The sequence below is a fragment of the Amycolatopsis sp. NPDC114505 genome, from assembly GCF_055633615.1.
Window position 1 is genome coordinate 3,030,870 of the sequence record NZ_JBVKDV010000001.1, and the last position, 20,616, is coordinate 3,051,485.

12 protein-coding genes are annotated in these 20,616 nt (G+C 72.6%); 8 read left to right on the plus strand and 4 right to left on the minus strand.

What is annotated here, in order from left to right; all coding sequences use genetic code 11:
- The first annotated feature begins 10 nt into the window (after window positions 1–10).
- The 3 genes from ACZ7OU_RS15160 (at window position 11) to ACZ7OU_RS15170 (ending at window position 4,714) form a co-directional block, all read left to right on the plus strand.
- Window positions 11–1,159, plus strand: a complete 1,149-nt coding sequence (locus tag ACZ7OU_RS15160; RefSeq protein WP_470255426.1) for a serine hydrolase domain-containing protein — start codon at window positions 11–13, stop codon at window positions 1,157–1,159.
- A gap of 672 nt (window positions 1,160–1,831) precedes the next feature.
- Window positions 1,832–2,014 carry a hypothetical protein gene (locus ACZ7OU_RS15165; protein ID WP_470255427.1) on the plus strand — a complete coding sequence of 61 codons (183 nt, stop codon included), beginning with the start codon at window positions 1,832–1,834 and terminating at the stop codon, window positions 2,012–2,014.
- Between the two features lie 90 nt (window positions 2,015–2,104).
- Entirely contained in the window at window positions 2,105–4,714 is a 2,610-nt protein-coding gene (locus ACZ7OU_RS15170; RefSeq protein WP_470255428.1) for a CHAT domain-containing protein, read from the plus strand.
- Here the strand turns inward: ACZ7OU_RS15170 and ACZ7OU_RS15175 are convergent.
- Together ACZ7OU_RS15175 and ACZ7OU_RS15180 are read right to left on the minus strand one after the other, a co-directional pair.
- The gene (locus ACZ7OU_RS15175; protein ID WP_470255429.1) at window positions 4,706–5,680 is read right to left on the minus strand and encodes an aldo/keto reductase; all 975 of its coding nucleotides are present in this window, start codon (window positions 5,678–5,680) and stop codon (window positions 4,706–4,708) included. The genes ACZ7OU_RS15170 and ACZ7OU_RS15175 overlap by 9 nt on opposite strands.
- Window position 5,681: 1 nt before the next feature.
- A complete protein-coding gene (locus ACZ7OU_RS15180; protein WP_470255430.1) occupies window positions 5,682–6,470 on the minus strand; it encodes an SDR family oxidoreductase in 789 nt (262 codons plus the stop codon).
- A gap of 215 nt (window positions 6,471–6,685) precedes the next feature.
- Between ACZ7OU_RS15180 and ACZ7OU_RS15185 the strand changes: the two genes are divergently transcribed.
- Genes ACZ7OU_RS15185 through ACZ7OU_RS15205 form a run of 5 tightly spaced genes read left to right on the plus strand, consistent with a single transcriptional unit; the run spans window position 6,686 to window position 18,744 of the window.
- Window positions 6,686–12,775, plus strand: a complete 6,090-nt coding sequence (locus ACZ7OU_RS15185; RefSeq protein WP_470255431.1) for an SDR family NAD(P)-dependent oxidoreductase — start codon at window positions 6,686–6,688, stop codon at window positions 12,773–12,775.
- A complete protein-coding gene (locus ACZ7OU_RS15190) occupies window positions 12,769–16,596 on the plus strand; it encodes a beta-ketoacyl synthase N-terminal-like domain-containing protein (protein WP_470255432.1) in 3,828 nt (1,275 codons plus the stop codon). The genes ACZ7OU_RS15185 and ACZ7OU_RS15190 overlap by 7 nt, the downstream gene beginning before the upstream one ends.
- Window positions 16,593–16,877, plus strand: a complete 285-nt coding sequence (locus ACZ7OU_RS15195; protein ID WP_470241339.1) for an acyl carrier protein — start codon at window positions 16,593–16,595, stop codon at window positions 16,875–16,877. The genes ACZ7OU_RS15190 and ACZ7OU_RS15195 overlap by 4 nt, the downstream gene beginning before the upstream one ends.
- Window positions 16,865–17,641 (plus strand): alpha/beta fold hydrolase, encoded by a 777-nt coding sequence (locus ACZ7OU_RS15200; RefSeq protein ID WP_470255433.1) that lies wholly within the window; start codon window positions 16,865–16,867, stop codon window positions 17,639–17,641. The genes ACZ7OU_RS15195 and ACZ7OU_RS15200 overlap by 13 nt, the downstream gene beginning before the upstream one ends.
- Window positions 17,638–18,744 (plus strand): glycosyltransferase, encoded by a 1,107-nt coding sequence (locus tag ACZ7OU_RS15205; RefSeq protein WP_470255434.1) that lies wholly within the window; start codon window positions 17,638–17,640, stop codon window positions 18,742–18,744. The genes ACZ7OU_RS15200 and ACZ7OU_RS15205 overlap by 4 nt, the downstream gene beginning before the upstream one ends.
- Here ACZ7OU_RS15205 and ACZ7OU_RS15210 read toward each other — a convergent pair.
- Entirely contained in the window at window positions 18,741–19,574 is an 834-nt protein-coding gene (locus ACZ7OU_RS15210; RefSeq protein WP_470255435.1) for an ABC transporter permease, read from the minus strand. The two genes, ACZ7OU_RS15205 and ACZ7OU_RS15210, sit on opposite strands and share 4 nt — an antisense overlap.
- Window positions 19,571–20,506: an ATP-binding cassette domain-containing protein gene (locus tag ACZ7OU_RS15215; RefSeq protein ID WP_470255436.1), complete on the minus strand. Its 936-nt coding sequence runs from the start codon at window positions 20,504–20,506 to the stop codon at window positions 19,571–19,573. The genes ACZ7OU_RS15210 and ACZ7OU_RS15215 overlap by 4 nt, the downstream gene beginning before the upstream one ends.
- Window positions 20,507–20,616 lie beyond the last annotated feature (110 nt).

Here is a 20,616-nt window from a genome sequence, read left to right on the forward strand (position 1 = left end):
GGGAGCCGCCATGTCGTCCGAGCACATCCAGGGGACCGTCGCCGACGGGTTCGAGCCGGTCCGCGAGGAGTTCGCAGCTGTCGCGACGGGCGAAGGCGGTGACTACGCCGCCCAGCTGGTGGCGCACGTCGACGGCGAACGCGTCGTCGACCTGTGGACCGGCCCCGAGATCACCGCCGACTCGCTGACCGGCGTGTTCTCCTCGACCAAGGGGGCGGCGCACCTGGTGGTGGCGCTGCTCGTCCAGGACGGCGTGCTCGACCTCGACCAGCGCGTCAGCCACTACTGGCCGGAGTTCGGCGCGGCGGGCAAGGAGGCGATCACCCTGCGGACCCTGCTGGCGCACCGCGCCGGCGTCGTGGGCGCGGACGCCGGCTTCACAGCCGACGAGATCGCCGACGACCGCGTGATCGCCGAGCGGCTCGCCCCGCAGCGGCCGTACTGGCGTCCGGCCACGCAGTTCGGCTACCACGCGCTGGTGATCGGCGCCCTGACCGGCGAGGTGGTCCGCCGCGTCACCGGCCGCAGCATCCAGGAGCACCACGAGGAGCGCGTCCGGCAGCCGTTCGGCCTGGACTTCTACCTGGGGCTGCCGGACGAGCTGGAGCCGAGGTTCCTGACGACGCAGCCGATGCTGCCGACACCGGAGCAGCTGGCCGAGCTGGAGGCGAACGCGACGGGGCCGGACAGCATCACCGGCATCGCGTTCAACCGCAACCACCCGAAGGCCCCGGAGCTCTGGGAGCTCCCGAACCTCAAGGTGGTCCGCCGCCTGAGCCCGGCCTCGGTGGGCGGCGTGGCATCGGCACGCGGCCTGGCCGGAATGTACGCGGCGGCGATCAGCGGCCCCAACCCGCTCCTACGCCCGGAGACGGCGGCGCAGTTCGCCCAGATCCATTCGATCGGCGACGACCTGTCAACCCGCAACCGCAACGCATTCGGCCTCGGTTTCGCAGCCGTCTCGGACGACTACCCGGTCTTGGGACAAGGAGCATTCGGCCACAGCGGCGCAGCGGGTTCTCAGGCATTCGCAGACCCCCGCAGTGGCCTGGCCTACGGCTACAACCGCCGCCGTTTCGCATTTCCAGGCGGAGCGGCCCCGGAGAACGCAAGGCTGGTAAGCGCAATCCACAAGGCGGTGACAGAACAGCGGGTGTGACGAAGTAGCGGTCCACAAAGGACTCTCCTGGCCAGTCGGCCAGGAGAGTGGATGCTTTACGTCGCCGAGCGGCGCCTAGGCCCAACTCCGGTTCGCTCGGCGCTGCGGCCAGGTTCACCGCACCGACCGCGGAGAGCCGGACTGCCACGAAACTCGCCGGGCGGCCGATCGCCGCGACTGCGCGCCCGCCCCGAGGTGCGGCCGGCCGTACAACGGGTCGCCCGGACCGTCGCGAACCGGCTGCGCGCCCGGTTCGGGCCCAGCTCGGCGCGAACCCGCCGCGCTCGTCGGGTCGAAGGCCCACCCGGCGCCCCGCTCGACGGCTCGCCCGCACCCGGCCGACCCATCTCCTGAGCCGGCTCTCCGATCACCGGCATCGCCGTCCGCGCCCGGCGCAATACCTCACCCCGGACGGCCCTGGCTCCCACTCGGCCACCCGGCGGGATGCACGTCCGTAATGGACGTCGTTACAGAGTTCACTCGTTAGGACGTTCCGGCCACGGCGTTTGCCCTGATCACGCGGGTCGGACTGACTTTCCGTAGCGAAAACCCTCCCGATCATTGCTCCGTTGTGGAACTATTGGTCCGTTCGCGGGGAGAGGGCCTCGCGAGGGGGACTCACCGTCACGGTGAGCGGCCCCATGCAGATCCCCAGGGGAGAGGAGATCGACCATGTCGACGCCTACGGACACCAAGCCGGAAGAAACCCCGGAGCCGGTCGAGAAGGCCGGCCCGGTGGTTCCGCACCCGGAGCCGGACGAGCACGGCTGGGTGCACATCGACCACCCGCCGCTCAAGGACGGCCCGGTCGTGACGCCCAACTGCGGCACGCCGTGCTACCAGGTCGCTCGCTGACCTTGACCAACTTGTGACGCCCGCCTGCCGATCTTCGCCTGGCAGGCGGGCTTCTTTGGTAACAGGCTGTGCTGTCATAGGAGAGTGCCTGTGACAAACCTGGACCCGGTCTCCGTCATCGAGAGGGTCCGCGCCCTGCAGAAGGCCGCCACGGACGCATCCTGCCTCGGGCGCTATCGCGAAGGCGTCCGGCTGCTCAAGCGCGGGATGAGCATGCTCGAGACCGTCCGTCCGTCGACCGAGCAGCTGCACCTCGACTGGCTGGTCACCCGGATCCGCCTTTCGAGCACCTTGACGGCCATGTCGTCGGAGATCAGCGGCGACCTCGAAGCCGGTTTGGCCGGCTTGAACGAGGTGCGGAAGCTGATCGCGGACGTGCCGGACCCGATGCTGCGGGCCGAGCTCGACGGCTCCCTGAACTACAACTACGCGGCGAGGCTGATGAGCGTCGGCCGCAACGAAGACAGCCTCGTGTCCTTCGACATCTCGGTGGCGCACCAGGAGTACCGGCTGGCACACGGGCCTGCACCGGAGACGCGGATGGGCAGCTTCGTCCAGACGCTGTCGTCGAGGGCCTGGGTGCAGGTGCGGCTGGGCAACGTCTCCGCGGCGCAGGGCGACCTCGCTCGTGCGCTCGAGCTGGCGGAGAAGTACGAACTCCGGTCGGTGGCCGCCGATGTGCGCCGGACGATGGGCATGCTCGCGCTCCGCGTGCGGGACGTGCCGGAAGCTCTCCGGTTCTACGAGGAGGCCGAGCGCAACTACCGGGCACTGGACATGGACGTGCCGGCCGCGCTGCGGTTCGAGCAGGCCGAGGCCCTGCTGGCGGCCGGCTTGGCCGACGAGGCCGCCTCTCACCTCGACGACGTGCTTCCCGTGCTCATCGAGGAACAGAGCATCAGCAAGGAGCTCGCGCGAGCCGAGCTGTATCGCGCGTCCGCGGCGCTGCTGGCCGACGATCTCGAGCCCGCGCGGCAGATGGCGGATTCGGCCCGGCGCCGCATGCTGCGCGTCGGCTGCCAGACCTGTGTGGCCAACGCCCTGATCATCGGGCTGCACGCCGATGTGCGGGAGGCCCTGCGCTCGGACGAAGTGCCGGCCGCGCTGCCCACCAGGGCTGTTCGCATCGCGGCGAAGATGCCTTCGCCGCTTCTCGCCGACCAGGCCGCCACCGCTCGCATGCTGGCCGTCCGCTTGGACATCCGGCGGGGCAACCTCAAACGCGCCGTCGAGACCCTCCGGAAAGTCCCGCGCCCCGGGCAGCTCACCCCCATCGACTACCGCATGCTGCGCCGCCTCTGCCGGGCCGAGCTAGCCGTCGCGCAGGGGAATCAGGCCAAGGCGCTCACCGAAATCCGGTCCGGGCTCACCGAGCTCGACGCCGTCCGGGACCGGATGGGTGGGCTGGACCTCGTGTCCGGGACCGCCCTCCACGGCCAGGAGCTCGCCGACCTCGCCGTCAAGCTCGTGCTCGAACGCAACGATGCCCGGCGCCTCTTCGTCTGGCTCGAACGGACGCGGGCACAGACCTACCGCTACGAACCGCTCTCCGCCGGGACCGATCCCGAGCTCGCCGCGCGCGTGGCCGAGGTGCGGGGCCTCGGCCAGGCCATCCAGGAGGCCCAGCACGACGGCCACCCCATCGCCGGGCTGCGGGCCAAGTACAACGAACGGCTCCGCGAGGCCCAGCGGCTCGGCTGGCACACCGGGCGCTGGGGACGGCCGCGGCCGGTGGCCGGGCTCGGTGAGGTCGTCGCGCAGCTCCGGCAACGAGCCTTGGTCAGCTTCGCCGCCTCCGGGGACGAGCTCGTCGCCATCGTCGTCGCCGGGGGTGAGTGCCGGCTCGTGCGGCTCGGGTCCGCCGGGGCCGCCGCCGAGTCCGCGCGCGTGCTCAACGTCGACCTCGACGCCCTCGCGCCCGACAACCTGCCCGAACGGCTGGCCGAGGTCGTCATGGCCTCCGCGCGCAAGCAGGCCGACAAGCTCGACGCCCAGCTCATCCAGCCGCTCGCCGAGCTCTTCGGCGACCGCGAACTGGTCATCGTCCCCACCGGGCCGCTCTACGCCGTGCCATGGGGCGTCCTGCCGGGGCTGCGGGGGCGGCCCACCGTCGTCGCGCCGTCGGCGACCGCCTGGCTCGCCGCCGAGCTGACGAAGTCGCCGCGCGCCCGCAAGATCGTGCTCGTCCGCGGGCCCGGGCTGGCCGGTGCGCGCGGTGAGCTGGAGAAGCTGACCACCCACTACCGCAGCGCGACGACCATGACCGGCGCCAAGGCCACCGTGAAGTCGGTGCTGCGCGCGATGGACGGCGCCAAGCTCGCCCACTTCGCCGCCCACGGCGCGCACGAGCCGGAGAACGCGCTGTTCTCCCGCCTCGAACTCGCCGACGGCGCGCTCTTCGGGCACGAGATGGCCGGGCTGCGGCAACCGCCGCGTCAAGTCGTCTTCGCCGCCTGCGAGCTCGCGCTGAACCGGATCCGGCCGGGCGACGAAGCCCTCGGCTTCGCCAGCGCCCTGCTCGCCAGCGGCTCCCGCACGGTGATCGCGCCGCTGTCGCGCGTCGGCGACCTCGCCTCGGCGGCCGCGATGGACGACTACTACCGCGCGCTGGCCGTCCGCGACAGGCCCGCGCTGGCGCTGGCCGACGCGATCGCCGTCGACCCGTTCCGCCGGCCCTTCGTCTGCCTCGGCTCAGGCTGAAGACGCTGAGAAGGCCGGGGGCGACCACACCAGCCGCGGATCGGTCTGGACGAAGCTGCCGAGCAGGTGGTCGACCCGCGTCAGCACGTCGAGGTCCAGCCGGACGCCGGCGGCCTTCGCGTTCTCCGTGACCTGCTCCGGCGTGCTCGCGCCCACCACCGCCGACGCGACGGTCTCGTGCTGCAACGTCCACGCCAGCGCGAGCTGCGCCATCGTCAGGCCCGCGTCGTCCGCCACGCCGCGCAGCAGCTCGACCCGCTCCAGCAGCTCCGGCATCAGCAGCGGCCGCGCGTGCGCCGGCCCCGTCGCGCGGGAGCCCGCCGGGACGCGCCCGTCCCGGTACTTGCCGGTCAGCACGCCCTGCGCGAGCGGCATCGCCGCGAACTGCCCGACGCCGATCCGTTCGCCCACCGGCATCACCTGGGCCTCCGGCACCCGCCACAGCATCGAGTAGTGCGGCTGGTTCGCGATGAACGGCACGTCGTACCGCACCGCCGCCTCATGCGCCTGGAGCAGCTGCTCGGCCGTCCACTCCGACGTGCCGACGTACCGGACCTTCCCCTGCCGCACCAGATCCGAGAGCGCGAGGAACGTTTCGGCGACCGGCGTCCGGTAGTCGAAGCGCAGCAGCTGGTGGACGTCGACGTGGTCGGTGCGCAGCCGCCGCAGCGAGCCCTCCAGCGACGCGATCACGTGCTTGCGACTCAGGCCGGCGTCGTTCGGCCCCGGGCCCTCGGGCCAGAACACCCCGGTGCACAGCACGATGTCGTCGCGGCGCACGCCGGCGAACGCCTCGCCGAGGGACGTCTCCGCCGCGCCGCCGTCCCACGCCGCCGCGGTGTGGAACGTCGTCACGCCGGCGTCCAGGGCCGCGGCGACGCACCCGGGCGCGTCGTGCGTCTGCCAGTTGCCGTAGGCGATCTCGCTCACGGCGAGCCCGCTCGCGCCGAGCCTGCGGTACTCCACGTCAGCCTCCTTGGACAGCCATCTCGTCGATCCACGCGTCGACCGCGCTTGCCTTGCGCACGAACGACTCCCGCACCGACGGGTGCGGCAGGATCAGGAACTCTTCCGTGCCGAGGCCGCGCACGACCGCCTCGGCGACGTCTTCGGGGTCGAGCAGCGGCGCGGCCGCGGCGATCGCCAGCGCGGCCGGGTGACCGGCGGCGATGCCGGGTTCGAGCAGCGCGGTCCGGACGCCGAGCGGGCACAGCGCGCTGACCCGCACGCCACGCGGCCGGTAGGTGATCGCCAGCCACTCGGCGAGGCCGACGGCCGCGTGCTTGGTGACCGAGTACGGCGCGTCGCCGGGCGTGCCGAGCAGGCCGGCGCCCGACGCCGTGATCAGCAGGTAGCCCTCGCCGCGCGCGAGCATCGCGGGCAGCACGACCTGCGCGGCGTGGACGTGCTGCATGACGTTGATCTCCCACGACCTGGCCCACTGCTCGTCCGCCGCGTGGACGCCGGTGCCGAACGCCGCGCCCGCGTTGGCGCAGAACAGGTCCACCTCGCCGAACTCGGCGCGGGCCGCCGCGACCAGCGTCTTCAGGTCCTTTTTGGACGTCGCGTCGGTGGTCACGGCGATGGCGCGCCCGCCCGCGTCGGCGATCTCGTCCGCCACCCGCCCGGCGCCCGCGGCGTCGACGTCGGACACGACCACCCCGGCCGCGCCCTCGGTGGCGAAGCGCCGCGCCATGGCGGCCCCGATTCCGTGTGCGGCGCCGGTCAGCACGACGACCCGTCCGGTCAGTTCCACGCGTGCTCCAGTATTTTCCGGGCTATTGTTACGCAGGTGAGCGAATAGCATTTACCATTTAGAATGCGTATGATAAAAGTGCTGGTCAGGGCCATAATCGTGCGGTCTTCACAGTTTCCGACCCTAGCACGAGTATTGCTTTTTACGGGTCGGGTGCGTTATTCCTGTGATTGGTCTGCGTGAAGATCACCCCACCCCGCACAGGAGGTCCGCCGATGGCCGAGCTCGTCCCGCCGTCGCATGCTCGACGGCTGCGGTGCCTGGGCGTCGGCGATCCCGACGCGGTGGCCGCCGTCGCCCGCGGCGGCGGCCTCGGGGTGCTCGACGGCGCCGATCCGGCCGACCTCCGGCTCGTCGCGACGCGGGTCCGGGTGCCCTACGGGGTGCGCACGGACGGCCCGGTTCCCGAGGGGGCCGCCTTCGCCGTCCGCACGAAGGCGCCGTGGACCGGCGCTCTCGCCGAGGTGTCCGACGTCGCCACGGCCGCGGAGGCCGTCGAGGGCGGCGCGCTGGGACTTCTCGCCCGTGGTGGCGAGCTCAGCGACTTCGTCCTGCTGCAACAGCTTCTCGGTGCGTTCGAGGTCCCGGTGTGGGGCAGTGTGGCCGGCCCGCGGACGGCGGTGGGGGCGCTCGCCGGCGGCGCGGCCGGAGTGCTCGTAGAGTCCACAGTGGAATCAGACGTCCGTCGGATCATCGGCGCCGAAGTGTCTGTGGGGACGTCCGAGCGGCTGTGCCGGACGTTGGGCAGCGCGCTCCCCGTCGTCCAGGGCCCGATGACGCGGGTCAGCGACCAGCCGGGGTTCGCGGCCGCAGTCGCCGAAGCGGGCGGGTTCCCCTTCGTCGCGGTGGCCACGGCGAACGGCGCGCGCACCACGCAGCTGCTGACCGCCACCGCCGAACGCCTCGGCGACCGGCCGTGGGGCGCGGGCATTTTGGGCTTCGTCCCCGACGACCTGCGGGTCGAGCAGCTCGCCGCGATCCGCGCGGCGCGGCCGCGGTGCGTGCTCGTCGCGGGCGGGAAACCGGGGCAGGTCAAGGCTTTGGAGGCCGAGGGGATCGCGACGTTCGTGCACGTCCCGTCGCCGATCCTGCTCCGGCAGTACCTCGACGCCGGGGTCCGCCGGTTCGTCTTCGAGGGCGCCGAATGCGGCGGCCACGTCGGGCCGCGGCCGAGTTTCGAGCTGTGGGAGGAACAACTGGCGGTCCTCGGGGCTGCCGACGACGTCGAAGTGCTGTTCGCGGGTGGGATTCACGACGCCCGGTCGGCCGCGATGGTCACCGCGATGGCGGCGCCGCTCGACGCCGTCGGCGTCCTGATGGGCACCGCGTACCTCTTCACCGAGGAAGCCGTGGGGCACGGCGCGATCACCGGCCTGTTCCAGGAACGCGCCATCGCCGCCGAGGCGACCGTCACGCTCGAGACCGCGCCGGGGCATCGCACGCGGTGCCTGCCGAGTCCGTACACGACGGAGTTCGAGCAGGTCAAGGCCGGTCTGGGTGACGTGCCCGCGCAGGAGGCGTGGCAGCGGCTGGAAGAGCTGAACACCGGACGGCTGCGCGTCGCGAGCAAGGGCGTCCGGCGCGACGGCGAGCGGCTGGACGACGGAACCCAGCTCGCCGAGGGGATGTTCATGGCCGGTCAGGTCGCGGTGCTGCGCGACCGGCGGACGACGATCGCCGAGCTGCACGCCGACTTGACGTCCGGGAAAACCTTTGCTCGTCCGGAAGAAGTGTCCACATCGGACAGCAAGGATATCGCCGTCATCGGCATGGCCTGCACCTTCCCGGGTGCTCCCGACCTCGAAGCGTTCTGGTCGAACATCCTGCGTGGCGAGGACGCGGTCACCGAGGTCCCGCCGGAACGCTGGGACCCGGCCGTCTACTTCGGACAGTCTACTTCGAAGTGGGGTGGGTTCCTGCCGCCGCTGGACGTCGACCCGCTCGACTACGGCATCCCGCCGTCCGCGATGGGCAGCATCGATCCCGCGCAGCTGGTGTCGCTGGAGACCGCGCGCCGGGCGCTGGCCGACGCGGGGTACGGCGAGCGCGAGTTCGACCGCGAGCACACGAGCGTCGTGTTCGGCGCGGAGGCCGGTGGTGACCTCGCCAACGCGGGCACGCTGCGGTCGCTGCTCGATGGTTACCTCGACGAGGTGCCGCCCGAGCTGCTCGCCCAGCTGCCCGCACCGACGGAGGACACGTTCCCGGGCACGCTCGCCAACGTCATCTCGGGCCGGATCGCCAACCGGCTCGACCTCGGCGGCGCGAACTACACCGTGGACGCGGCGTGCGGGTCGTCGCTGGCCGCGCTCGACCTGGCGGCGAAGGAGCTGCGCGCCGGGACGAGCTCGCTGGTGCTGTGCGGCGCGGTCGACCTGCACAACGGCATCCACGACTACCTGATGTTCACCGCGGCCGGCGCACTGTCGCCGACGGGCCGCTGCCGCCCGTTCGACGCGGCGGCCGACGGAATAGCGCTGGGCGAGGGCGTCGCATGCCTGGTGCTGAAGCGCCTGTCCGACGCCGAACGCGACGGCGACCGGATCTACGCGCTGGTCAAGGGCGTGGGCGCGGCGAGCGACGGTAAGGCGCTGGGGTTGACGGCGCCGCGTCCGGAAGGTCAGCACCGGGCGCTGGAAAGGGCTTACCGGGACGCGGGAGTGTCCCCTGTGGACGTCGGCCTGGTGGAGGCGCACGGGACAGGAACGGTGGTCGGCGACGCGACGGAGCTGCGGACGTTGACCGAGTTCTTCGCATCGTCGGGCGCGGCGCCGGGTTCGTGCGTGCTGGGGTCGGTGAAGAGCCAGATCGGCCACACGAAGTGCGCGGCGGGGTTGGCGGGGCTGATCAAGGCGACGTTGGCGTTGTGGCACGAGGTGGTGCCGCCGACGCTCAACTTGAGCAGGCCGAACGCGGCATGGGACCCGGAGGCGAGCCCGTTCACGTTCACGACGGCGGCCCGCCCATGGGCGAACCCGGCCCGGTTGGCGGGGGTCAGCGCGTTCGGCTTCGGGGGGACGAACTTCCACGCGGTTCTGGCGGCGGGACCGGTGTCCCCGGACCGTCGGCATGGTCTGCGGGATTGGGCTCCGGAGGCGGAGGAGGTGCTCGCTGAGATCGGGCGCAGTGCGGCCGGGTTGCCGACCGGGGAGGCCCGGCCCGCCGGCGCCGGCGCAGCCAGGCACGAGTCGGGCAAGGTTGCCGCGGGCACGGATGGTGCGGCCGGGGGTAGCGCGGGCGGAGTTGGCGCGGGGCAGGCTGGTGCGCGTGTGGCTGGGCCGGGCAAGGTTGCTGTGGGCGCGGGGCAGGCTGGTGCGCGCAGGGCCGGGCCGGGCGAGGTCGTTGTGGGCGAAGCCGGCGCGGGGCACGCTGGTGCGCGTGTGGCTGGGCCGGGCAAGGTTGCTGTGGGCGCGGGGCAGGCTGGTGCACGCAGGGCTGATCGGGGCGAGGTCGCTGTGGGCGAAGCCGGCGCGGGGCACGTTGGTGCGCGCACCGCCGGGCCGGGCAAGGTTGCGTTTCTCTTCCCCGGCCAGGGGAGCCAGCGCACCGGCATGCTTACCGAGCTGTTCGTGCACTTCCCCGAACTCGCCGACCTGCTCCGGCTCGCCCCCGACGTCGCCGCGAAAGCGTTTCCGCACAACGCCTTCGACCCCGAGGCAGCCGAGGCGCAAGAACGAGCCCTGACCGACACTCGCATAGCCCAGCCCGCGCTTGGGCTGGTCGAGACCGCCGTCGCGCGGCTGCTGGAGCAAGTCGGCGTCCGGCCGGACTTCCTTGCCGGGCACTCCTACGGTGAGCTCGTCGCGTTGTCGGTCGCTGGGGCGTTTGACACCGAGACTTTGCTGAGGCTGAGCCGAGCCCGCGCGAACGCCATCGCCGACGTCGCGCAACCCGGGACGATGGCCGCCGTCAAGGCGTCGCGGGATCTGCTCACCTCCACCCTCATCGGCCCGGATGTCGTCATCGCCAACCACAACGCCCCCGAGCAGGCCGTTCTCTCCGGGCTGACCGCCGCCATCGAACGGGCGATCCGGAGGCTGCGTGAGACCGGCATCGCCGCTCAGCGGATCCCCGTTGCCTGTGCCTTTCACAGCCCTCTGGTCGCCGAAGCCGGTGATCTCTTCGCGAAAGCGCTGGCCGGAGAGTCCATTGAGGACCCACAACGAACAGTATGGTCGAACCGGACCGCGAAACTGTACGACGGCGACGTCAAAACCGAACTGGCCGCCCAGATCGGCGCACCCGTGCGGTTCCTCGACCAGATCGAAGCCATGTACGACGCCGGCGCGCGGACGTTCGTCGAGGTGGGTCCGGGGCGGGTGCTGACCAAGCTCGTTGCCGAGATTCTCGGCGACCGGCCGCACACCGTTGTCGCCTGTGGACCCGATCTCAACGCCTTCCTGACCGCCCTGCGCAGCCTCGCGCGAGCCGGGGTCGACGTCCGCGTCGAGCGTCTGGCGCGACAGAAACCTCCCGCACCGTCCCCGACCGCCTGGGCCGTCGACGGGCGGTCCGCTCGCGCGCCCGGTTCCGTGGCGCCCGCCCTACGCCCGGCTCGACGAATCTCCGTGAAACAAGGGAGTTCCGCCATGACCCAGCCCGCTCCCGGTCGAGACCAGGCGGTCGTCGACTTCCTGCGCACCGCCCGTGAACTCGTCGCCGCTCAGCGGGAGGTCATGCTCGGCTACCTGGGCAGCGCGCCCGCCCCCGCGCCCGTCGTGATCCAGGAGCCCGAACCGCAGCCGGAACCCCAACCCGAACCACAACCCGAAGCCCCGGCCGACGTCCTCACCACCGTGATCGGCGTGATCAGCGAACGCACCGGCTACCCGCCCGAGATGATCGCCGGCGATCTCGACCTCGAAGCCGACCTCTCGATCGACTCCATCAAGCGCACCGAGATCGCCGGGACGCTGCTGGGCCGGCTCGGCCTGCCCGCCGACGACCGCACCGACCAGCTCAGCCGCGACCGCACCGCCGACGCCCTCACCGCGCACCTCAAGAGCTGGCTGACCCGGGCGAGCGCGCCGCGCCGGTACCGCCTGGAGCGCGTGCCGGTGCCGCTCGACCCGGATCCCGCGCGGCTGCGCGGCAAGTCCGTCGCGATCGTGGGTGACGACGATTCCGTGCGGGCCGCGTTCGCCGCGGCCGGTGCGGAGGTCGTCACCGGCGACGCGGACCTCACGATCGTGCTCGACGACCACGTCCTGCGGGTGTTCGCCCAGCTCAAGGCGCTGAAGGGCACCGTTTTGATCGCGGCGGAGCCGGGAACGGCCGGGCTCCGCGGCCTGGTGCGGTCGGCCGCGCTGGAACGCGACGGTGTCACCAGGCTCGTCGAGTTGACGCAGGACGTCGCGAAAACCCTGGTGGACGAGGCTCTCAGCGACGGGCCTTCGGTGGTCGGCCACGACGAGACCGGCCGCTTCACGATCGAGCCGCGGCCCGCCGACCTCGGGTCGATCGCGTACTCCGGCGCCGGGCCGGGTGGTGGTGAGCTGGCCGCGCTCGGGCTCGGCCCGGACTCCGTCGTGCTGCTGGTCGGCGGGGCCCGCGGGATCACCGCCCGCGCGGCGATCGCCTTCGCCGCGTCCGGCTGCCGGATCGAGCTGGCCGGCCGCACGGCGTGGCCCGGTGAGCCGGACGACCTGCCCGAAGACCCCACCGCGATGCGCGCGGTGCTGGCCGGGCGCGGTGGTTCGGTCGCCGACATCGAACGTCGCGTGCGGACCGTGCTGGCCCAGCGCGAGATCGGCCGCACCCTCGACGAGATCCGGGCCGCCGGCGGGGACCCGGCCTACCGGACGCTCGACGTGCGTGACCCGGACGCCGTGCGCCACCTCGTCGGGAACCTGCCCGGCCGCCTCGACGGTGTCGTCTTCGCGGCCGGGGTCATCGACGACAAGCTCATGGCGGACAAGGACGAGGAGTCCTTCCGGACCGTCTACGAGACCAAAGTGGATGGTGCGCGTACCTTGCTCGACGCGCTCGACGTCGAGCCTGGGTTCGTCGCGTTCTTCGGCAGCATCGCCGCGGTGCTCGGCAACCGCGGCCAGACCGACTACGCCGCGGCGAACGACGCACTGGAAGCCTTGGGACGGGACTGGCCCGGTCGCGCCGTGACCGTCCACTGGGGACCGTGGGCGCCCGCGGACGACCACGGTGGCATGGTGTCGCCGGAGCTCGCACGCGAGTACGAACGCCGTGACATCAGTCTGCTCGACGCGGACGAGGGCACCGCCGCGCTGCTGCGCGAACTCGCCTACGGCACGGACCGCGCGGTCCTGTACACGGCGTCGTTGTGGTGAGCCAGGAGCCCGTCGCGATCGTCGGCATGGGTGTGTTCCTGCCCGGCGCATCCACAGTGGACCAGTACTGGCGCAACCTCGCCGAGGGCGTCGACGCCGTCACCGAGATCCCGCCGCACCGCCGGGACCCGGCGTTCCACGGCCACGACGCCACCGCGCCGGACCGGACCCACGGCCGCCGCGGCGGCTTCGCCCCCGACACCCTCGAGTTCGACCCGATCGCCCACGGCGTCCCGCCGACGTCGCTCGAAGGCACCGAGCCGGACCAGCTGACGGCGCTGGCCGTCGCCGTGGCCGCGGTCGACGACGCCGGTGGTCTCGGCCGGCTCGGCGACCTCGAACGCGTCGGCGTCGTGCTCGGCCGGGGCGGCTACCTCTCGCCCGGGCTGCGGGGCTTCGACCAGCGCGTCCGCACCGTCCGGCAGATCACCCGCACGGTCGGCGAGCTCGTGCCCGCGGCCGGGCCGGACGTCCTCGACCGGCTGCGGACCGCGCTGCTGGAGCCCCTCGGCGAGTTCCGGCCGGAGACCGCCGCGGGGCTCGTGCCGAACCTCGCCGCGGCCCGCGTCGCCAACCGGCTCGACCTCGGCGGCCCGGCGTACACAGTGGACGCTGCCTGCGCGTCCTCGCTGGTCGCGGTCGACCAGGCGATCGGGGAACTGACCCGGCACCGCTGCGACGTCGTCCTCGCCGGCGGCACCCACCAGACGCACGACGACACGCTCTGGTCGCTGTTCACCCAGCTCGGCGCGCTCTCGCCGAGCCAGCGGATCAGCCCGCTCTCCCGCGCGGCCGACGGCATGCTCATCGGCGAGGGCACCGCGCTCGTCGTGCTCAAGCGGCTGGCCGACGCGCGCCGCGACGGCGACCGCGTGTACGCCGTGATCCGCGGCAGCGGCACGTCGAGCGACGGGCGGGGCGCGAGCCTGCTCAGCCCGTCCGTCGCCGGGCAGACGCTCGCGCTGCGCCGGGCGTGGGAAGGGCTCGACCCGGCGGAGATCGGCCTGCTGGAGGCCCACGGCACCGCCACCCCCACCGGCGACGCCGTCGAGTTGACGACCGTCGCCGACTTCTTCGGGCAAGCGGCGGGGACGCGGTCGGTGATCGGCTCGGTGAAGTCGATGATCGGGCACACGCTGCCGACGGCCGGGGTCGCCGGGCTGGTCAAGGTGGCGCTCGCCCTGCACCACGGGGTGCTGCCGCCGACGCTCAACTGCGCCGACCCGAACCCGCTGCTGGACAAGACGCGGTTCCGGGTGCTGGCCGAGGCCGAGCCGTGGGGCGCGCTGCCCCGCGTCGGCGCGGTCAACGCTTTCGGCTTCGGCGGCGTGAACGCGCACGTCGTGCTGGAGGCCGGTGATCCGGCGCCGAAACGGCGGGTCCGCGTCGACGAGCCGGAACGCGTGCTGCGGCTGGTCGCGAACACCCCCGAGGAGCTCCTGGACCGGCTCGACCGGCCCGGCGAGGGTGACGGCCCCTGCCGGCTCGGGATCGTCGGCCCGGACGACCGCAAGCTGGCCACGGCCCGGAAGGTGCTCGCCAAGGTGGCGGCCGAGGGCCGGTCGTGGCACGGCGGTGGCGACATCTGGTGCTCGATCGACCCGTTGCTGCCGGGCGGCAAGACCGCGTTCGTCCATCCTGGACTGGAGGCCGGCGCCGAACCACGCATCGACGACGTGGCCAAGCACTTCGGGCTCGACCGTCCACAGTGGTCGACCGCCAGTGTGCTCGACCGCGCGGCGAGCGTGTCGGCGACCGGGCTGGTGCTCGGCGAAGCCCTGCGGCGGCTGGCGATCCGGCCGGACGCGCTGGCCGGGCACAGCGTCGGCGAGTGGACCGCGATGCAGGCCGCCGGGATGTACCGGGCCGGGCCGGGCCTCCTCGAACGCTACTGGCCCAGCGGGTTCGAGCTGCCCGACGCGGACTACCTGGTGCTGGGCTGCCCGGCCGCGCGAGTCGCGGAGCTGCTGCCCGGTGACCTGGTGGTCTCGCACGAGAACGCGACGAAGCAGACGATCGTGTGCGGCCCGCCCGACGCCGTCGCGAAGTTCGCCGAGACGTGCCGCGGCCTCGGGATCGTGGCCCGGACGCTGCCGTTCCGGTCCGGCTTCCACACCCCGCTGATGCGGCCGCACCTCGCGCCGTTCGCGCGGCTGGCCGCGGAGCTGGACCTGCACGAGCCGGCGGTGCCGGTGTGGTCGGCGACGACCGCGCGGCCCTACCCGGCCGAGCCGGACGCGGTCCGCGAGCTCTACCTCGTGCACCTGATCCGCCCGGTCCGGTTCCGCGAACTGACCGAAGCGCTGCACGACGCCGGGTTCCGCGCGTTCGTGCAGGTCGGCGCCGGGCAGCTCGGCTCGTACGTCACCGACACGCTCGGCGAGCGACGGCACCTGGTCGTCGCGGCCGCGTCCGGCACCCGGTCCGGGCTCGCGCAGCTGCGCCGCGTCGCGACCGCGTTGTGGACCGAAGGCGGCGACCCGGACTTCGCGGCTCTCGAGTCGCGTCGGATCCGGCTCACCACGGGGAACTCCCTGCTGTCGCTGGGAGATTCGGCACGGGGGTTGCTCGACGAGCCTGCTCTGCCCGCCGGGGTGCCGGACGCGATCGTCGCCGAGTTCACCGCCTTGCTCGACGAGACCCGCCGGACCGCGGCGGACGTCGTGGCGGCTGCCGCGAGCCGGCGCGCCGAGTCCACTGTGGATGTCTCGCTGGCCGCGATGCCGTACCTGCGGGACCACCGGTTCTTCCGGCAGCGCGAAGGCTGGCCCGACCAGTCCGACTTCCGTCCTGTGGTGCCGGCGACGACGCTGGTGGACCTCGCCTGCCGGACCGTCGAACGCACCTGGCCGGGCGTGACGGCCGTCGCCGTGCGGGACGCCGTGTTCTCGCGGTGGCTGATCGCCACGCCGGCGCGGCACGTGCCGCTGTCGATGAGCCGCGAGGGCGACCGCGTGACCGTCGAGATCGGACCGTACGCACTGCTGACCGTCGAGCTGGGGGCGTACGCTCCGCCGCCGTCCCCGGCCGGGATACCCGGCCCGGAGACGGAACCGCCGCTGACCGCGGAAGAGATCTACGAGCAGCGGGAGATGTTCCACGGGCCGTCCTACCAGGGCCTGTCCCGGCTGACCGGCCTCGGCGAGCAGCACATCCGCGGCGAGCTGGTCGTCCCGGACGCACCCGGCGGGCTGCTCGACAACGTCGGCCAGCTGCTCGGCTGCTGGCTGATGGCGGCCCGCTCCGACGGCCTGCTCGCCTTCCCGCGGTCGATCGGCCGGCTCGTCTGGCACGGGCCGGAACCCGCGCCCGGGACGCGCGTCGGGTGCCTGGTGCGCGTCCGGCTGCCCCGGCCCGACGTGCTCGAGATGGACGCCGAGCTGGTGCGCGACGGCCGCGTGCTGGCGAGCATCGAGGGCTGGCGGGACGTCCGGTTCCCCTGCGACCGCGCGGCCCACCGCGTGTACGCGTTCCCGGACCGCCACCAGCTCGCGGACCGGCGGGACGACGGCTCGGTCGCGGTCACCGACCGCTGGCCGACGGTCGCCGCGCGGGACATCTACGCCGGCATCTACCTCAGCGCCGAGGAACGCGCCGAGTTCGCCGCCGTGCCGCCACGGCGTGCTCGCGGCTGGCTGCTGGAGCGCATCGCCGCGAAGGACGCCGTCCGGTCCCGGCTGACCGAACCCGTCTACCCGGCGGAGATCCGCGTCCACGACGACGGGCGGGTGTCCGGCCGCGGCCGGACACTCCCGGACTTCGCCGTCACGGTCGAGCTGACCGGGGACACCGCCATCGCCCACCTCAGGAGCACGCCATGACCACCGACCACGCGTCCGCGACCTTCGACGTCGTCGCCGAGCTGCTCACCGAGCTCGTCGGCGACGTGCTCGGCATCGAGATCACGCCCGAGACGACGTTCCACGAGGACCTGCAGCTGGAGAGCATCGACCTGGTGACCTTCGCGAGCATCCTCGCCGAGCACTTCGGCGCCGAGGTCAACCTCGCCGAGTACCTGGCGGAGCAGGACCTCGACGACGTCATCGGGCTGACCGTCGGCGACATCGCCCGGTTCGTGGGGGAGCGCACGTGCCCACGATGACCGTGAACGGGCTGCGCACCAACGTGCAGCTCGTGCCCGCCGGCGGCACCGAGACCGTGGTGTTCCTGCACGGCATGGGCACCGACAGCCTGGCGAGCTTCTACCTCACGCTGGCCCCGCCGGTCGCTGCCGCCGGCATCGACGTGATCAGCTACGACCTGCGCGGGCACGGCAAGACCGAGCGGCCGGTGCACGGGTACACACTCGCGGACTTCGTCGCCGACCTCGACGACCTGCTGAAGCAGCTCGGCGTCGACCGGCCGGTGCACCTGGTGGGCAACAGCTTCGGCGGCACGCTCGCCTACAGCTACGCGGTGGCCAATCCTTCGCGCGTGCGGAGCATCGTGTGCATCGAGTCGGAACCCGCGACCGAGGTGTGGGCCGGCAAGATGGCCGAGATCCTCGCGCACACCATGAAGTTCCTGCAGGTCGAGGAGAGCTTCGACTGGATCGAGGCGAACTTCAGCGCCCACCACCGGCGGCTCGCGCGGATGGCGGCCGAGCGGATCACGTCGACGAAGATGGCCGAGGAGGTGCCGCTCGGGCCGTTGCTCACGTGGGAGCAGGTGGCGGCGATCGGCTGCCCGGTGCTGTCCATTTTGGGCAGTCACGGCTACCAGGCCGACGACCTCGAAGCGCTGACGTCGCTGCTGCCGCACGGCGAGCTGCACGTGTTCGAGGGGCAAGGACACTCGGTGCTGGTCGAGCAGCACCGGGAGGTGCGCGAGCTGGTGCTGCGCTGGATCGAACGGCACGCGGCGTGAGGTTCCTGCTGGTCGTGCCGCCGCTGGCCGGGCACGTGGCGCCGTTGCGCGGAGTGGCTTCGGTTCTGGCCGCACGCGGTCACTCCGTGGCCTGGTGCGGTCCTTCACCGGAAGTGTCCACTTTGGTCTCTGGCGTCGTGTTCCCGGCTGGGGAGTCCGCGCCGTTCTCACTTTCCCTGCGGCCGCCCGAGTTGCGGGGGTTCGCCGCGCTGAAGTACCTCTGGGAGTCGTACCTGGTTCCGTTGGCGGACGCGATGGCGCCGGGGGTCTTGTCGGCCGTCACTTCGTTCAAGCCCGACGTGGTCGTGGTGGACCAGCAGGCGATGGCCGGGGCGCTGGTGGCCGCGCGGTGCGGGCTGCCGTGGGCGACGTCGGCGTCGACGTCGACCGAGCTGGCGGACCCGCTGGGCGCGCTGCCGAAGATCGCGTCCTGGGTTTCCGATCTCCAGGCCGGGCTGCGGGCGAGGCACGGCGTGCTGCTCGGCGACCTGCGGTTCTCGCCGCACCTGGTGCTGGCGTTCACTACGCGGGCGTTGGCCGGTTCGTCTCGCTTGGCGGCTCCGGTGTGTTACGTCGGTCCCGCGCTGCCCGCCGCGTCCGGCGAGTGGTCTCCTGTGGACGATCGGCCGCTGGTCGTGGTGACGCTGGGGACGTCGAACGCCTCGGCGGGGGCTCGGTTCCTCGCGGAGAGCGTGGACGCGCTGGCTGGGATGCCTTCCGTGCAGGGGCTCGTCGTGGACCCCACAGGTGGGTTGGTCAGCGAGAGCGTGCAGCTGGTGCGGCGGGTTCCGCTGGTTTCGGTGTTGGCGCACGCGTCGGTGGTGGTTTGTCACGGCGGGCACAACACGGTGTGCGAAGCGCTGTCGGCCGGGGTGCCGCTGGTGGTCGCGCCGATCCGGGACGACCAGTCGATGCTGGCCCAGCAGGTGACGGCGGCGTCGGCGGGCGTCCGGATCCGGTTCGACCGCGCGAAGGCGGCGGACATCCGCAAGGCGATCGAGGCGGCGGAGACGTTCCGGCCTGGCGCGGAAAGGATCCGCGAGTCGTTCGAAGCCGCCGGCGGCGCGGAAGAAGCGGCGTCACACCTGGAAGCCCTCGCCTAGGCGCGGGTGCGGAACGTGCGGGCCGCCAGCGTCGAGCCTGCTACCGCCGCCACCGCGGCGATCGCCAGTGCCGCCGCCACCGACCAGCCGATCGGGCGGGCCAACGCCAAAGCTCGGGTAGCGTCGATCGCGTACGTCAGGGGATTCACCGCCGAGACCGCGCGGACCCACGCCGGCATCGTGTCCAGGGGCATGTACGCGCTCGAGGAGAACATCAGCGGGAACATCACCACGAACGACGCTGCCTGGAGCGTTTCCGCCTTGCGCAGCCACGTCGTGATCGCGACGAACACCCAGCTCAGGCACCAGCCCACCACCATCGTCAGCAGCAGGGCCAGCGCGAGGCCGGCCACGCCGCCCGCGGGGCGGAAGCCGAGGAAGACCACGCTCGCCAGGGCCGTCACCACCAGCTGGACGCCCAGCCGGGCCGAGTCGGCCAGGGTGCGGGCCACCAGGACCGAGAACAGCGAGATCGGCAGGCAGCGCAGCCGTCCGGTGAAGCCGCCGTAGATCTCCGCCAGCAGGCCCGCGCCCGAGCTCATCGCCGTCGTCATCGCGATGTTGACCAGGGTTGCCGGCACCAGGAAGTTCACGTAACCCTGGTACGCCGCGACGCCCGGCAACGCCCCGACGCCGCTGAACACCTGGCTGAACAACAGAAGCAGCACCACCGGCTGCAACAGTCCGAAGAAGACCAGCCGCCGGTCGCCGAACGCCGTCCGCAGCGACCTCGCAGCCAGCACGCGGACCTGCGTCCAGAAGCCGGATTCGGGCCAGGCCGCCGGGTCGGCGAGCGCGGCCACCGCCATGCGGTGCCGGGCCTGCGTCACGACGCCGCCGCCGTCCGGTGCAGCGAAAGGTAGACGTCGTCGAGCGTCGGCTCGGTCACCGTCAGGTCCCGCAGCGGTGCGCCGGCCGCGTCGAGCGCGCGCACCAGCACCGGGATGTCGCCCGGCCCGCTCAGCGGCACCGAGAGCACCAGCCCGGTGCGGCCCGCCAAGAGACCGAGGCGGGCCAGTGCGTCCACCGCGCGCCGCAACGCCAGTTCGGTGCCGAAGGTCAGCGTCGCCGTCCGGTTGCCGAGCCGCGCTTTGAGCTGCGACGGCGTCCCCGACACGGTGATGTGGCCGAAGCCGAGGACGACGACGTGGTCGGCCAGCCGATCGGCCTCTTCGAGGTACTGCGTGGTCAGCACGACCGTCGTGCCCCGCGCGGCGAGGCCTTCGACGACCGACCACAGCCCGGACCGGCTGACCGGGTCGAGGCCGGTGGTGGGCTCGTCGAGGAACAGCACCTGCGGCGCGCCGACGAGACCCGCGGCCAGGTCGAGGCGCCGCCGCGTGCCGCCCGAGTAGGTGCCGGCCGGGCGGTCCGCCGCGTCCTCCAGCCCGAACGACGCGATCAGCTCGGCGGCCCGGGCCTGCGCCTGCCGCGGCTTCGCGCCCAGCAGCCGGGCGATCAGCACGAGGTTCCCGCGGCCGGACAGGGCGTCGTCCACCGCGGCGAACTGCCCGGTCACCCCGATCCGGCGCCGGACCGCGCGGCCGCGCTGCACGACGTCGTAGCCGCAGACGCGGGCGGTGCCGGCGCTCGGCCGGACGCGCGTGCTGAGGATGTCGATCAGCGTCGTCTTCCCGGCGCCGTTGTGGCCGAGGACCGCCAGCACCGCGCCGCGGGCGACGCTGAGGCTGATCCCGGCGAGCGCGGTGACTTCACCGTACTGCTTCGCGAGGTCGGTCACGGCGATGACCGGCTGGTTCATGGCCGCTCCTTTCCCTGCCCGAAAAAAGGTATCGGGACACTGCGTCGATGGGCAAGAAGATGGCCGCCATTCGCCGTGCGCGTGACAGTTTCGACGACGCCGGATAGCAC